The sequence below is a fragment of the Devosia ginsengisoli genome, from assembly GCF_024707105.1.
GTDB lineage: Bacteria > Pseudomonadota > Alphaproteobacteria > Rhizobiales > Devosiaceae > Devosia > Devosia ginsengisoli_A.
The window spans coordinates 31,292-45,167 of the sequence record NZ_JANQAJ010000005.1; the positions used below are offsets into that span (position 1 = coordinate 31,292).

The window sequence follows — 13,876 nt, forward strand, 5'->3', positions numbered from 1 at the left end:
GAGACGGTCCCGCCTGGAAATTTCTTGGTAATGACAGCCAAAATTGAGGGCTGCGCAGCGTCCAATCATGGCAACCTGCGGCTACGACTAAACTTTTGGCTGGTGACGGCCGGGTGGAAAAATGGATGGCGCCACCAAACTTTGCTCCGGCTGACGCGTCTGACAAGGACAAGACCCATGGAGCCGCCGATGCCTTCCAATATTTCGCCCGTCTTTGTCGCTGCCACCACCGCATCTTTGCTGCTTTTCTCGCCCGCAGCCCTCGCAGTGGAACCGGGTTTTGCCGCAGAGGCCAATCGCCTGTGCCGCGCCTCCATCGACGCCCGTGATCCATTCCTCTTCAGGACGGCGCAGGAAGAGGCGGTGGCGATCCTGGCCCGGCAGATGAGCGAACGGCAACCGCCCGATCCCGCAACGGCGCAAAGGCTGATCACGCTCCTCGCAGCCGTCAATCGAGACATCGGCGCGCTGGTTGACGGCCTCGAGGCATTGGCGCCTGCCAGCGACGAGGAGGCGGAAGCTCTCGGGCTTTATCTCGACTACGCCGAGGCGGAGATGGCGGAGCGCCTTGTACGCATCGGCTTTCTCGGCGATCTGGAGCATTGGCAATGGCCGAACATCCACGATCTGGGCGTCGATGTTCCCGACAATGATACCTATCTGGCGGCGCTGGACCGGTTGGGTTTTCGTGATCGGGACTGCCAGCATGCGCTGTCCTCTCCCGGCAATCCGCCCGAACAAGCCGAATTCATCGCCGCGGTTGCGCCCATCTGCGCCGCCATTGTCGACCGGCGGCTGGGCAATGGTTTCGAGGCCTGGCGCGAATTGGGAGTGCAGGCCGTGCTCGCCGCGTTTCAGGATGAGGCCTTCGATCCCGCCGCCGTGCCGGCACTGCGCGCCATGGCCCGGGACTGGGTGATGGCTGAAAGCGAGCTGGCACGGATCGATGCCGCGCTGGCCCCGGACGCGGGGATCTGGCTGCAGGCGCTGGCCGACATGCGCGAACGAGCTGAACTCCTTGACCGACGCGCCGCTATCATTGCCGGAAACGATGCGAATCCGCCTGCCGAGGCTTTTCGCGTGCGCGCCAACCTGCCCGAATTCGAGACGCTGGGTCTGGGGGAAACCAGCTGCATGGCCCTGCTTCGACATTTCTAGATTTTTTGTCGCTCCGGCCAAGCGTTCGCCGTTGTGGCGCGTCCTATCGATATAGACCCCAAATGAGGAGAGTTTCATGCGCCTGATTGCAACCCTGACCCTGATGGCCCTTTCGCCCCTTGCCGCCCAGGCGCAAAGTCCCATCGAGGCTGGTCTGGGCCATGTTCCCGACGCTGTTCTCAGTGAAAGCGGGCCCATCCATGCCTGGTTCAGCGCCATCGCCCCGCAGGCGGATGGTGGCGATGCGGGCGCTTTCCGGCACTATCTGGGGGCGGGCAGAGCACTCGAGACGCTGCGCGCCGCACCGAGCGCGGTCTGGGAGGAAAAAGCAGGATTGCCGCTCGGCGCGCTCGATTATCTCCTCACCTATGGCAATCCGCCGGCCGAAACCACGATCTGGGGCCTGACCACCGAGGCGGCGGCCGCCTCGGCGCTTGAAGCCTTGGCCGCGCGCGGCTTCGCGCCGGCGGATATGGACAGCCTGGGCAATGGCGAGCCCGGGCGGATCGATCCCGCGCGGCGCGATCCGGCCGATCCCTGGCGGGGCAAGGTCGGCCAGGCCAGCTTCGTGCATGCGTCGGGAGCGGCCCTGATCCAGACCGAAGCGCCACGCCTTGCGGGATTGGGCGGGCAGATGTCGATGGCGGATAATCCGCTCGTCGCCACGGCCCTTACCGGACTTGCCGGGCTGAAGCAGGGCGAAATCGTGCAGGCCGTGGTTATCTCGCCCCTAGTGGGGCTGTCATCGCCGGACATGGCGGATCTGCTGGGCAAGTCGCCGGAGGAGGTCCGTGCCCAATGGGCTGAAGCGGCCAAGGCTGCGGGCGCGGGCATGGCGCCTTTCCTTGGCGGCATCATCGCCGATATGGAGGCTGAAAGGCCCCAGCTGGCGCTGTCGCTGACCTTTGCCGATTGTGCCAGCGCCGCAGCAGCGGCCGAGACTATCGCGGCGCGCTGGTCCGAAACCATGCGCACGCCGCTGCTGGAAACCACCGCGACGGCCGTGCCGGGCAGCGACAGCCTCTGCGCCGGGCTGGTAACGGTGGACGTCGAGTCGGGGGAAGGCAATCCTGCCTATCGTGAGCTTTTGCAGATGCTGATGATGAACAGCGGCGTACCGCTTCTGGCTGTCGGTACGGGGGAATAAAGCTTGGCTTGGCTCCGGCGTATAGGACTGGCGATCGGGATCGTGCTGGCCGCTGCCATGGCCATTGCGCTGCTGTCGCAGAATGGTCAGCACGCCGACCCTTCCGCCTATTTCACCGATTCCGGCCAGCGCGACATGGCCGCGGCCATGCTGGAGGGCAATGTCGAGCGCATGCGGGAATTGGCGCAACAAGGCGTCGATCTCAACACTCCGGGCAAGGAGGACATGACGCTGCTGCAATGGGAAATGCTGCGCAACGGCCGGACAGGTTTCCGCGAATTGCTCCGTCTCGGCGCCGATCCGAACCAGCTCGGCCATGACGGGGAAACTCCGCTGCACACCGCGGCCCGCTATCAGACGGTGTTTTATCTCGACCATCTCCTGGACAATGGCGGCGATGCCGATGCGCCCGATGCGATTGGCCGCTCGCCGCTATTTTCGGCCTTGCGGACGCAAAGGCAGCACAATGTCGACCTGCTGCTGGATCGCGGCGCCGCTCTCGACCATGCCGATCGCAACGGCATGACGCCGCTGCTGCTGGCGGCGTCGGTCAGGGATTTCGGCAATGTGCTGCGGCTTTTGCAGCGCGGCGCCGATCCGCTGGAGCGCGACCGGCTGGGCGGCGATTTCCAGGACATGCTGTTCGGGCCCCTCGATCGCTCCCTGCTGCATGGAACGGCGAACCGCGATATCGACGCCATCATTCGTCTGCTGGAGGCCAAGAATATTACCGTGAAAATGGAGCCCGCTCGGTGAGCCTTTCCCCTGCCGGTTTGGGCCGTGCCCTGTTGCGATTTTTTCTGCATGCCTTCGGCTTCGGCGTGCCGAGCATGGGCGCCCTGGCGGCAGCGGCCGGATTTGCCTTCTGGGTGATGGGCATTCCCGGCACGTCCAACCCGGATTATTACCAGAATTGGCTTTTCGGCCTGATCGTGCTCGGCTGTTACCTGGGCGCCTATGGCGTCTATCTCATCGCCGCTCTGGCCAGCGCGGTCACGCGCCGGCCATGGCTGTTTTATGGTGCCACCGCAATAATTTGGCTTTGCCTCTTTGTCGCTTCCTCTATCATGCAGCACATTTGGACCCAGATATTCGTCGAGCCATGAGGAGCGAGTCTTGGATGGACAGGCTTTGGATGGCGCGGCGCTCGAGGATTTGGTGATCCGGGCCCAGCGCGGCGACCAGGCTGCCTTCAACCGGCTCATTGCCGATCAATATCGCTTCATTTTCCGCGTGGCCTTCCGTGTCCTGGGCCACAAAAGCGATGCCGAGGACGTGACGCAGACCGTATGCATGCGGCTTGCAACGACCCTGGGCAGCTTCGACCGCCGCGCCAGCTTCACCAGCTGGCTTTACCGCATCACCATCAACGCCGCCCGCGATCTGCTGCGGGCACAGATGCGGCGGCAAAAGCTCGCCGATAGTGCGGCGGCCTTCGTTGCCGACCATGTGGAGGCCGATCAGGAAGCACAGCGCCACGTCGCCGATATCTGGAACACGGTACGCCAATTGCCCGAAAAACAGCGCGAAGCGGTCATCCTCGTGCATGGCGAGGGCTTGAGTCAGGAGGAGGCGGCGCGCATCATGTCCTGCCAGAAGGTCACCGTCGCCTGGCATCTGCACAATGCCCGCAAGGCATTGAGGGAGCTGCTATGAACGCCGCGTCACACGATCCACTGTCGCGCCTGCCGCCCGACCATATCCCCGAGCCTTCGGCGGCGCGGATGGGGGAGACCATCGCGACGGCCCAGCAGCTTTTCGCGCGGCAAAGCATGCGCCGCCCGGACAAGGAGCGGAAACGACCCTTTTTCGGCCGCACCTGGATGGAGGCGATCCTGGGCGCCGGGCTGGCCTCGACAGCCGCTGCGCTGGCCTTCGTTCTAGCACCGGCCTTAATCAGCGTCCCCACGCCGCAATCGGAGCCGCCTCCAGCCGAGCCATACCGCATGGGCATGCAGCCCAATCCGCCTGGGCGGCCGCTCGATCTCGACCTTGTGGCTCCCCTCGAGCTGCGGCAATTCGGCGAGGTCGGCATCGGCGTCCGCAATGCGGGCGAGCGGTTCGGCATCTATGTCGTGCAACCGAGCGGGGTGGAGCAGGAGCTCGTTTCCGGACCCAAGGCGGCGGCGGAAACGATCAGCGTCACCGATGCCCTCTTGGTCGGGGCGGAGCCGGCCGACATTCTTGTGGTGCGGTCCGGCTTCGGCGAGCTGCAGCGCTGGGAGGCGTTCGTCCATGACGGCTTTGGATTCACCGTTTCGGCGGCGCTCAGCCGACAAATCTGGGATGCGGAAGGGCGCGAGGCGGTGCTGGAGCGGCTGGGGCTTGATCCCGGCGGTTGACCAGGAGATCGGTGAAACGTTCCAACTTGTCCCCCTCATTGGCCCTCCCGGTTCCAATAGACCTGGCCGCCGATCAGCAATTCATCCGGGGCGTTCGGATCGTCGCCTGCGATCATCGCCGCGAAATGGCGTTCGCTCCCTTCCGGCCCGTCGATGATCATGGTGAAATCCTCGAAGCGATAGCCGAGCCGGGAGGGCGCCGCCTCGCCCGGAACCACAGCGATGAAACTGGTGCCGAAATTGCCGGCGACCAGCCCGCTGCGCGCATAGCTGACGGTGCCATCGGCGGCGAAGGCATATTCACGGTCGCGGCGCACGCCGCCTGTCCCGACATTGAGATAATAGTAGGTCTGGTCCAGCCGCTGGTCATCGGGCAGGGGTGCCAGAAGCTGCGCGTCGGCCAGGTCGATCTCGCGACCGCCGCTGTCCAGCAGAACCGGCTTGCCCCCATGCTCGGTCCAGGAGAACCAAAGTTGCGGCTCCCGATAGCGGGACAGCTCCGTGTCGAGATCGGTGAAGGCAAAGGCCCAGTCGTGGCGATAGGCCGTGCCGTCGCGCAAGAGAACATAGATGTCCTCCTGCCGGTCGGTATAGCCATTGCCGAAGCCATCCAGGCGATTGGTGAAGTCGGCGAGGTAAAGCACCCGGTCCACCTCGCTCAGGCGTATCCCCTGATCGGGCCCGGCAAAGGCCTCGTCGAATTCGAGCGGGCGCAGCATCAGCCCGGCGCTGTCATCGAGGCTCGGACTGGATGGCGCCGGGGCCGCGGCGACCTGGCAATTGCCCAGATTGATGACGCCGCCCACCGCCTGCTCCAGTACCCATTTGGGCTCGCCGGCCACCAGCATGTCCTGCCCGATACTGGTCTCCATAAGGGCCCGATCCTCGGCACTGGCGAAGCCGCTGCAACTGAGCTTGAGGCTCGATTGCTGGTCGCCGCGCCATTCGCGCAATTCGTCCTCGGCGATGACGCGGCCAATGGCCTGGACCGTGCCATGGGCCTCGAGCCAGGCGAGCAGATAGTCCTCGCGCGCCTCGCGTAAATCACGATTGCCCTCGGCCCCCACCTTGCTCCCGACGGCGTCCATGATCTCGAGCGCCCGCGTCCATAGGGCCGCGAGCGGTATGGCTTCCTCCATGAGCGCCGGCAGGGCCAAAGGCGTCGGCGCGGGGAGGGCGATGCCGAAATCATCGGCGTCCCGGACCAGGCGCCGCATCGCCGTGGCGATATCGAACCGCTCCTCCGCCAGCGTTGCGGCAAAATCCTGGCAAGGCGCCGCATCCGCCGCGATGGCCTCGCTCACCGCTTCCCGCGTTTGCGCCCGATAGGCTTCCACCCCCGCGGTGAGATCGGGAAAGGCGTCGCCGGCGCCGGACAGTAGGCGTTCATAGTCGGCAAGACCGGAGCGATGGCTCCAGCCGGCCATGACGTCGCGGCGCACCGACCTGCTTTCGGGATAGGCCGCGTCGCAGGCGTCGAGATAGGCATGGGCCAGCGTGTGGGCGGTTACGGCCTGGCTCAGCCTTTCGGCAAAGTCTTCCGCCTCATCCGCCCAGACCGGCAGGGACAGGCACAGGGCCAGCAGGATCGACGCCAGATGCGCTTTGGGCACGGGACTTTTGCCTCCCGGTCGGTCAGGGTGCGATGGCGATCGCCGGAAGGTCGTGCGCGCTCAGCGCCTTGATCGCCGCGCTCCGCATCGCGCCCAGCCCGCCCATGAAGCTGCGGGCGCCCTCCTCGCCATAGCCGCGGCGGCTGACCGCGAAAAGCGCGACCCCTTCGCCCTCGGCCAGCGGCACATAGCGATAGGCGTTCCATTCGATCACCACCGGGTCGGCAGCCAGATCGCTGACCAGGAAATCGAGCAGCACTTCCCCCGTCGCCTCGTTCTGGATGATGTCGTAATTGAACACCGGATCGCTGCCCCTGCGCGCCTCGAGCGACTGCACCTGCAGGGCGGCGGCCTGCATGGGCGTGATGGCGCCGGCGACGGCCTCAACGAGGATCATCTCGCTATAGGTCTCGACGCTCTGGCCTTCCGGCACATATTCCTGCTTGAAGTAATTGTCGCTCGGCTGGGCGGTCCAGGCCAGCTCATAAGCCCGGTCCTCGAAGGAGATCGGTCCCGGCACGCCCAATTGGTCCGATTGGGCCAGGGCGGGCGCAGCCAGCAGCAGGGTGGCGGCGATGGCAGTAAGCGGAAAACGGTGCATGAGAAGCCCTCCTTGATACGTGTCATCCATAAGACGCCGCGGCGGGCAGTCCCTTTGGTCGGGAACGATAATTTTCGCAATTCGTTGCCGGGCGCGCGATGTTGACGGTCAAGAGCCGCCGGGAAGAGCACAGGAAACAGCGTAGCCGGCGACAGGCGGCGTTATTGCAGCGTCGCCCTCGCCCACGCTCGTCACCGACAGGCGCGCGAACTGGCCTTCATAGAGCAAGGAGCAATACCCGAAGCCGGTACCAGAGCAGGTCTCGACTTCGGTCATTCCCGCTTGCAACAGCGCCTGGCTGCGCGGATCGGCTTCCTGCCCCGGCAGGATGGAGCGAAAGGGCAACCAGCCATGGTCGGCCAATATCGAGCGTGCCTGGGCTATTGGCATGCCGTAAATATTGGGGACCTCCGCCTCACCCTCGCAAAAACGCTCCAGCGCCGCCGGCATCTCGAGGGAAACAGTTCCGTTCTCATCTTCATGGAGGTCGGCGATGGGTTGGGGAAGAAAGTCTCCGCTCCAGATCCTGATGCCGGTCGTCTCGAAGGGCTCGATCCTGCCGATGCCGAGCTCGGCGTCCGGCTCCGCGTAGACCAGATGCACAAGCCGGTCCCGCTCGAAAATGCCGACATTGCCATCGATGAGTCGGCACGAACCGCTGGTGCCGGCTTCGAACCCGCCCGCGAAGCTTACGGCATCATAGGGGCCCAGCTTCAGCTCGGCGGTGACAGCCCAGCCGAGATCCCGTGCCAATGCGCCGGCTTCAGTAGCCGGGGTGATCAACAGACGCTGGCAATATCCGGCATCCGCGGATGCGGGCGGAGATGGCAGGCGCGACACTTGGGTCAGCACGAGCCCGGGGACCGGCGACGCGAGCGCCACCTGTCCCATGCCACTCGCTCCGGGCAGCGCGATGGCCAAGAGGACCAAGAGATTTTTTTCGCATCGTCATGTCTCTCCTTCGCCTTGGGCCACTCTGATCCATTTTGAGGCAATACTGCGGCATGCGCCGGAAGGCCGGGTTTTACGCGAGGCGCGCCGGCGTCATGAAAAAATGCGCTTCCCCACCAATCCCGAAGGGTCGCCCGGCGTCTCAGGTTTAGATGAAGCACTTAGTTGGAGAACGTGATCGCCATGAAATATGTCTTCGCCCTCGTCGTCGCCGCCGGTGTCGGATCGTTCGCAGGACCAGCCTCGGCGCAGATGGACTGGCTATCCATCCATCTCGACCACCAGCGCGAGGAGAACCTGCGGCAGCATCAGCAGCGCATGGGCACGCCCGATGCCGAAGCGAAGGCCGAGAAGCCTTCCGCGCCCGTCCTCCCTCGGGTGGTGGATCGCAATTTCATCGTCTACCTGCGTGGGCAGGATGGAACGCCTGATGTCCGCGAAGGCGATGTCGTTCCCTACCTTCCCCGGGAGGGGTGCTGGGCATGGGGACTGCGCCTCGACGTTGACGCGGGCGCGGTCGACGTGGTGGAAACCTTGACACTGCCGGAGCCGGCCGGAACCTGGGAGGCCCACGCATCGACACTTTATTCCGATGACGGCCGTTCGGCCACCAATCATCTATCGCTCGTGCCCGATGACGGCTGGATCGGCAACGCCTGGTGCGTCGGCGACGGCGATCCCACCGGTGATCACAAAATCATCGTGGAGATCGCCGACGTCGTCGTGGCGACGTTCGACTTCACGGTTGAAAAGGTGAAATGAGCGGCTCGGCGGCGAGATCAATGCCGCTCAGTACAGCGCCTCCTTAGAGGTGGAGCCCAACACCATTATATCATGCCGATCGCCATCAATGATCTTCTAGATCCTGTTGACAAGGGATTCCCAAAATCCGCCGCGTGACTGATTCAATGCTTCCTTTCCGGGAGGCAGTTTTGGCTCGGGGCGATTTGACGGATAATGAGTGGGCACTGGCGGGTGCGCTGTTGCCAGCCGAGCGTGGTCGGTGGCCTCGGCCTGCCCTGGACAACCGGCGCTTTCTGAACGGAATGTTCTATGTGTTGCGGGCCGGCTGCCCCTAGCGTGACATGCATGAGCGCTATGGCCAGTGGTACACGGTCTATGTCCGGTTCGGGCGCTGGGCCGAGCAAGGCGTCTGGGACGCCTTGCTGGAAACGCAGGTGGAACTGCGGCTCACCGACGACTGGCAGCACATGATCGACAGCACTGCGGTGCGCGGCCACTCTCAGGCAGCGGGCGCAAAAGGGTGGACTCATAAGGGGGGTCGAAGCCGCGGCGGCTTTACGAGCAAAATCCACGCCCGCGCAGACGGTAGGAACGCATCATCAGCGACGAGGACATCATGGAAGCAACGACCAAGGCTGCTTCCGTCGGCATTTCCGCGGACGCGTCCGCGCGAATGGTGGCCTTCGCGATCGAGCAGCCAGAGGACGTGGATGTGAACGAGATTTTGTTCCGTCCCACGGCTCAGGTCGGCTAAAGCTGTTCGGAGCTTCCACCGACACAGAACACGGATCACTTAAGGAAGCTTTCGCGAGATTGAAGCCGAAAGCTGCCAGTCGGCTCACCCCCGACACGGTCGCTCACTTCGTTGCACGCCGATGTCTGCTTTTAGGAAAGCTGAAGGGCGGTCTGAATGGCCGAAATGGGGCGCTAAACGGCCATTCAGTTGGTCGTGTGAACTGAAATTTCCCAACAACTACAGTGCCCGTCTATATCGCAGCGGGTGCGCCATTCTGTCCAGAAAACTGAACGCCAATTTGTTTCACATTGGTGATGGCGGCGAGACGTCCTTGCTGCCGACAAATGTGTACCTTATTGGAAGGCACAGCGACGGCACCAGGATAGAGCGAAGATAGTTCCGGGGCACCAGATCGTCCTGGCGTAGGATGAAGGGGCAGTATTCCCGCACGGATTGGCAGCTTTCGCCCACCATTAGAACGCCGTGGCTACCCTACCTAAACAGCTCGATCAGGGAATTCGTCACCGCGCTGACTGATTGAGTTCCAAAACTTTTCGACAATGGGCCGTTCGCGCCGGGCCCGGCGATAGAGCCGGACCTCGACTTCGAGCTGCCAGCGCGCGCCGCCGGCGGGTAGCAGGGTTCCCTTGGCCAATTGCTCGCCGATACGGTTCTGCGGCATCCAGCTGATGCCATTGCCATGGATCAGCAAACCCAGCAGGTTCTCGCCATTGGTGCCGGCAAAGGCCCGGACCGTGGGGGGATGCAGGCGCTCGATCAGCATATCCACCATATGGCCGATATAGGAGCCGGGCAGTCGCGCAAGATAGGGCATGGGCTCGATGCCTTCCCGGTCGAGGCTGAAAAGGGGCTCGCGCCCATTGGCGCTGGGCGCGCTGACCGGAACGATCTGCTCGAGGCCCAGAACACGGAAATCGAATTCGGGCCGGTCGAACACGGTGGGGATTTCGGGGGAGCAATAGCTCAGGAAGAAATCGACCTGGCCCTGCTGCAGGGCAATGCCGTCTTCGCTCCAGCTGCGCGAGGAGAGCATCAGCGGGATGATCTCCGACATTAACGTCTTCTTGCGCGTGATCCATTGCGGATAGAAGGACTGGGCAAGGCTGCTGGCCGACGAGAACATGACCTCGTTCTGGCCCTTGCCTTCAAGCTGGGCCGCATTTTCCAGCGCCAGGCGCACGCTTTCGGCAATGGCCTCGCTGTCGCGATAGAGCTGCTCGCCAAGGGGCGTCAGCGTCACCGGCAAATGCTTGCGCTGGACCAGCTCACCCCCGAACACCCGCTCCAGCGAGCGGATGCGCTTGGAAAAGGCCGACTGGCTGATGCTGCGCCGCCGCGCCGACAGGCTGAAACTGCGCGTCTCCACAAGCGTGCGGAAGTCCTCGATCCAATTCAGGTCCATGCCGAGTTCAGGTCCACCTATGCACTTTTTGGAATAACACTATTCCATATATGGGTTGGTACCCAGGGGCAAACCCACGCTAGGCTTTTTCTCCAAGCTGCATTCCGCTGGAGAAAAAGTTCTATCAATGCCCCCCTGGACCGAAATGGCCTCGCCCGACACTGCCAGCGAAATTGTACCGATGGCCGATTATGCGGCTGGAGCGCTGGCCCTCACCTTGCCGGACGCCGTGGTCGAGAAAGCCAAACACCATATCCTGGATACGCTCTGCGCCATGATCACCGGGGTGCATCTGGATGTGGGCAAGATGGCGCTTTCTTATTCCACGACGCTGGGTACGGTGGACGGCGCCAGCGTCGTGGGCAGTCCGCGTCTGCTGCATCCGGCCGATGCGGCCATGATCAACGGCATCATCGCCCATGCCGACGAGACTGACGACAGCCACCCCGCCGCCATCGGGCATCCCGGCTGCGCTATCGTGCCGGCGGCGCTGGCGGCGGCCGAGCACAATGGCCGCTCGGGCGCCGATTTCCTCAAGGCCGTGGCGCTGGGCTACGACTATTATGCCCGCATGAACCTGGCTCTGGGTCCCAACCACATCTATGCCCGTGGTCACGGCCCCTATTCCATCGGCGGTAGCTGGGGCGCGGCCGCGGCGGCCGGGGCACTCTATGGGATCGACCGGGAGCGGATGCGTTATGTCTTCTCAAACGTCGCGCAGCAGACCTCGGGCATCGCCACCTGGATGCGCGATGTCGACCACATGGAAAAGGCCTTCCATTTCGGCGGCCTGCCGGCGCGCAATGGCGTCGCCGCCGCCTCGATGATTGCCCATGGCTTCAACGGCACCGACGACGTCATGCATGGCCGCGGCAATTTCATGGATGCATTCTCCGACGCGCCGCGGCGTGCGCTTCTCACCGACGGACTGGGGTCGCGCTTCGAGATCATGCTGACCAATATCAAGAAATGGTGCGTCGGCTCGCCCATCCAGGCGGCGCTGGATTCCCTCGAATATCTCATGGAACACGAAGACGTCAGCCGGGACAATGTGATCTCGATGGAGGCTTTTTTGCCCAGCCACGTGGTCGATGTGGTTGAGGATCGCGGTGTTCCCGACATCAATTGCCGGCATTGCCTGGCCCTGATGCTGGTCGATGACGGCTTCGGCTTCCATGCCTCGCACGATTATTCCCGCCTCACCGATCCGGCGGTCGTGGCGATGAAGGCCAAAATCGCCCTTCTGCCCTCCGACGAGCTGGCCGAGGCCAGGCCGATCCGCCAGGCCATCGTGCGGGCGCGGCTTGCCGACGGCCGCCAGGTCGAGCGGCGAACCTATGCGGTCAGGGGCGTGGTGGAACATCCCATGGAGCGCCCGGACATCATCCTCAAGGCGCGCGATCTCGTCGGTCCGATCCTGGGCGAACGGACCGACGCCCTCCTCGAAACCATCTTCGGGCTTGAGGACATCCCGGATATCCGGGCCCTCCGGCTTTTCCTCCAATAGATTGACATAGAGAAAGGTGCCCACGATGTCATTTCTAGACTCTTCTCGCATGTATCTGGCGCGAACCGCCACAAGCCTGGTTCTGCTCGCTGCGCTCGGGGCTGCCCCGGTCCTGGCGCAGGAACTGGTCATGGGCATGGCGTCCGCCCCCACCTCCATCGATCCCCATTTCCACGCCAACAGTTCCAACATTTCCATGACTGGCCAGGTCTTCGAGGGCCTGACCTGGAAGGACGAGTTCATGCAGCCTCATGCCAGCCTGGCGGAAAGCTGGGACGTGACCGAGGATGGCGTGTGGACCTTCCACCTGCGCCAGGGCGTGACCTTCCACAACGGCGAGCCCTTCACCGCCGATGACGTGGTGTTCACCTTCGACCGCCTGCCCACCATCACCGACAGCCCCAGCCCTTTCACCGCCCGGCTGGCCGATATCGAATCCTACCGCGCCATCGACGAGCACACGCTCGAAGTCGTCACCAAGGGCGCGGCCCCGAACCTGCCGATCAACCTGGCTGATGTGCAGATCGTTTCGCGCGCCGTGGGCGAGGGCAAGACCACCGATGACTACGTCACCGGCGAAGCCATGATCGGCACCGGCCCCTACAAATTCGTGTCGGCGCGGATCGGGGAAGTCTACGAATTCGCCCGCAATGACGATTATTGGGGCGAAACGCCGGCGTGGGAAACGGTCACGCAGCGCGTCATCGGCTCCGACCCGGCCCGCGTCGCCGCGCTGCTGTCGGGCGATGTCGATCTGATCTCGGACGTGCCGGTCACCGACTTCTCCACCATCGAAGCCAACCCCGACATGCGCCTGTGGTCGACCGGGACCAGCAGCATCGCCTTCATCGCCATCGACGTCGAGCATGAAAAGCCCATTCCGGGCCAGGCGACCGACCTCGCCGGCAATGACCTGCCGGTCAACCCGATGCTGGACCAGCGCGTGCGCCACGCCCTCTCCATGGCCATCGACCGTGTGGGGCTGGTGGAACGCGGGCTCAGCAACGATGCCTATCCGGCTAGCCAATTGGTGCCCGAGGGCATGTTCGGCTTCAATCCCGACATTCCGGTGGAGCCTTTCGATCTAGAAGGCGCCAAGGCGCTTTTGGCTGAAGCGGGCTATCCCGACGGCTTCAAGGTGGTGCTTTCGACTTCCAATGATGACACGATGCGCGCCCGGTCCATCCAGGCGGTGGCTCAGATGTGGACCCGCGCCGGCGTGCAGACCACGGTGGAAACCATGCCGCACGCAGTCTTCATCCCCAAGACCAATGACTTCGAATATGCCCATATGATCCACTCCTGGGGCACTTCGACCGGCGAGGCGGCCTATACCCTGCGCGGAATCGCCGGCACCCGTGACCATGAGCATGGCATCGGCACCTCCAATCGCGGCCGCTATTCCAACCCGGAAGTCGATGCCATGGTGACCGAAGCATCCTCCACAGTGGACGATGCCGCACGCGAAGAGCTGCTGCGGCGTGCCATGGCCATCGTGGTCGCCGAGGACTATGGGTTGATCCCGCTCTACAACCGCAAGGCGACCTGGGCCTCCAACGCCTCGGTGGTCTATACGCCCTCGCGGGCCAATGTGAGCAACGCGCTCTTCGCCCGCCCGGCTGAGTAGCGCCAATCGGGGCAGGGCGTCGCAGGA

General features: G+C 63.8%; 14 protein-coding genes and 1 pseudogene. 11 read left to right on the top strand and 4 right to left on the bottom strand.

The genetic code is table 11. The annotated features are described in order from the left end of the window. Positions 1–363: 363 nt before the first annotated feature. The 6 genes from NVV79_RS01590 (at position 364) to NVV79_RS01615 (ending at position 4,647) form a co-directional block, all read left to right on the top strand. Positions 364–1,158 (top strand): hypothetical protein, encoded by a 795-nt coding sequence (locus NVV79_RS01590; protein WP_303985576.1) that lies wholly within the window; start codon positions 364–366, stop codon positions 1,156–1,158. A gap of 76 nt (positions 1,159–1,234) precedes the next feature. After that, complete coding sequence (locus NVV79_RS01595) at positions 1,235–2,305, top strand: hypothetical protein (RefSeq protein ID WP_303985577.1); 1,071 nt, start codon at positions 1,235–1,237, stop codon at positions 2,303–2,305. Between the two features lie 3 nt (positions 2,306–2,308). Continuing rightward, positions 2,309–3,061, top strand: coding sequence for an ankyrin repeat domain-containing protein (locus tag NVV79_RS01600; protein ID WP_303985578.1), 753 nt, complete (start codon positions 2,309–2,311; stop codon positions 3,059–3,061). Continuing rightward, complete coding sequence (locus tag NVV79_RS01605) at positions 3,058–3,411, top strand: hypothetical protein (protein ID WP_303985579.1); 354 nt, start codon at positions 3,058–3,060, stop codon at positions 3,409–3,411. Before NVV79_RS01600 ends, NVV79_RS01605 begins: the two co-directional genes overlap by 4 nt. A 10-nt stretch (positions 3,412–3,421) precedes the next feature. After that, entirely contained in the window at positions 3,422–3,961 is a 540-nt protein-coding gene (locus tag NVV79_RS01610) for an RNA polymerase sigma factor (protein WP_303985580.1), read from the top strand. After that, complete coding sequence (locus tag NVV79_RS01615; RefSeq protein ID WP_303985581.1) at positions 3,958–4,647, top strand: hypothetical protein; 690 nt, start codon at positions 3,958–3,960, stop codon at positions 4,645–4,647. The genes NVV79_RS01610 and NVV79_RS01615 overlap by 4 nt, the downstream gene beginning before the upstream one ends. Before the next feature lie 35 nt (positions 4,648–4,682). Here NVV79_RS01615 and NVV79_RS01620 read toward each other — a convergent pair whose 3' ends face one another. From NVV79_RS01620 to NVV79_RS01630, 3 genes are all read right to left on the bottom strand, one after another. Then, complete coding sequence (locus NVV79_RS01620) at positions 4,683–6,260, bottom strand: hypothetical protein (RefSeq protein ID WP_303985583.1); 1,578 nt, start codon at positions 6,258–6,260, stop codon at positions 4,683–4,685. Positions 6,261–6,282: 22 nt separating this feature from the next. Continuing rightward, positions 6,283–6,861 carry a hypothetical protein gene (locus NVV79_RS01625; RefSeq protein ID WP_303985585.1) on the bottom strand — a complete coding sequence of 193 codons (579 nt, stop codon included), beginning with the start codon at positions 6,859–6,861 and terminating at the stop codon, positions 6,283–6,285. A 108-nt stretch (positions 6,862–6,969) separates the two neighbouring features. Continuing rightward, complete coding sequence (locus NVV79_RS01630) at positions 6,970–7,752, bottom strand: PASTA domain-containing protein (RefSeq protein WP_303985587.1); 783 nt, start codon at positions 7,750–7,752, stop codon at positions 6,970–6,972. Between the two features lie 225 nt (positions 7,753–7,977). Between NVV79_RS01630 and NVV79_RS01635 the strand changes: the two genes are divergently transcribed. The 3 genes and pseudogenes from NVV79_RS01635 to NVV79_RS01645 form a co-directional block, all read left to right on the top strand. After that, positions 7,978–8,574: a hypothetical protein gene (locus NVV79_RS01635; RefSeq protein ID WP_303985589.1), complete on the top strand. Its 597-nt coding sequence runs from the start codon at positions 7,978–7,980 to the stop codon at positions 8,572–8,574. Between the two features lie 146 nt (positions 8,575–8,720). After that, the gene (locus NVV79_RS01640) at positions 8,721–8,891 is read left to right on the top strand and encodes a transposase (protein ID WP_303986373.1); all 171 of its coding nucleotides are present in this window, start codon (positions 8,721–8,723) and stop codon (positions 8,889–8,891) included. Positions 8,892–9,154: 263 nt separating this feature from the next. Further along, positions 9,155–9,310, top strand: a pseudogene (locus NVV79_RS01645) (oxidoreductase); the annotation flags it as partial. A 478-nt stretch (positions 9,311–9,788) separates the two neighbouring features. On the opposite strand, the gene NVV79_RS01650 reads toward NVV79_RS01645, so the two are convergent. Further along, positions 9,789–10,715 (bottom strand): LysR family transcriptional regulator, encoded by a 927-nt coding sequence (locus NVV79_RS01650; protein WP_303985593.1) that lies wholly within the window; start codon positions 10,713–10,715, stop codon positions 9,789–9,791. Between the two features lie 127 nt (positions 10,716–10,842). Between NVV79_RS01650 and NVV79_RS01655 the strand changes: the two genes are divergently transcribed. Next, the gene (locus tag NVV79_RS01655) at positions 10,843–12,222 is read left to right on the top strand and encodes an MmgE/PrpD family protein (protein WP_303985595.1); all 1,380 of its coding nucleotides are present in this window, start codon (positions 10,843–10,845) and stop codon (positions 12,220–12,222) included. 25 nt (positions 12,223–12,247) lie between these two features. Further along, positions 12,248–13,849, top strand: coding sequence for an ABC transporter substrate-binding protein (locus NVV79_RS01660; RefSeq protein ID WP_303985596.1), 1,602 nt, complete (start codon positions 12,248–12,250; stop codon positions 13,847–13,849). Positions 13,850–13,876: the final 27 nt, after the last annotated feature.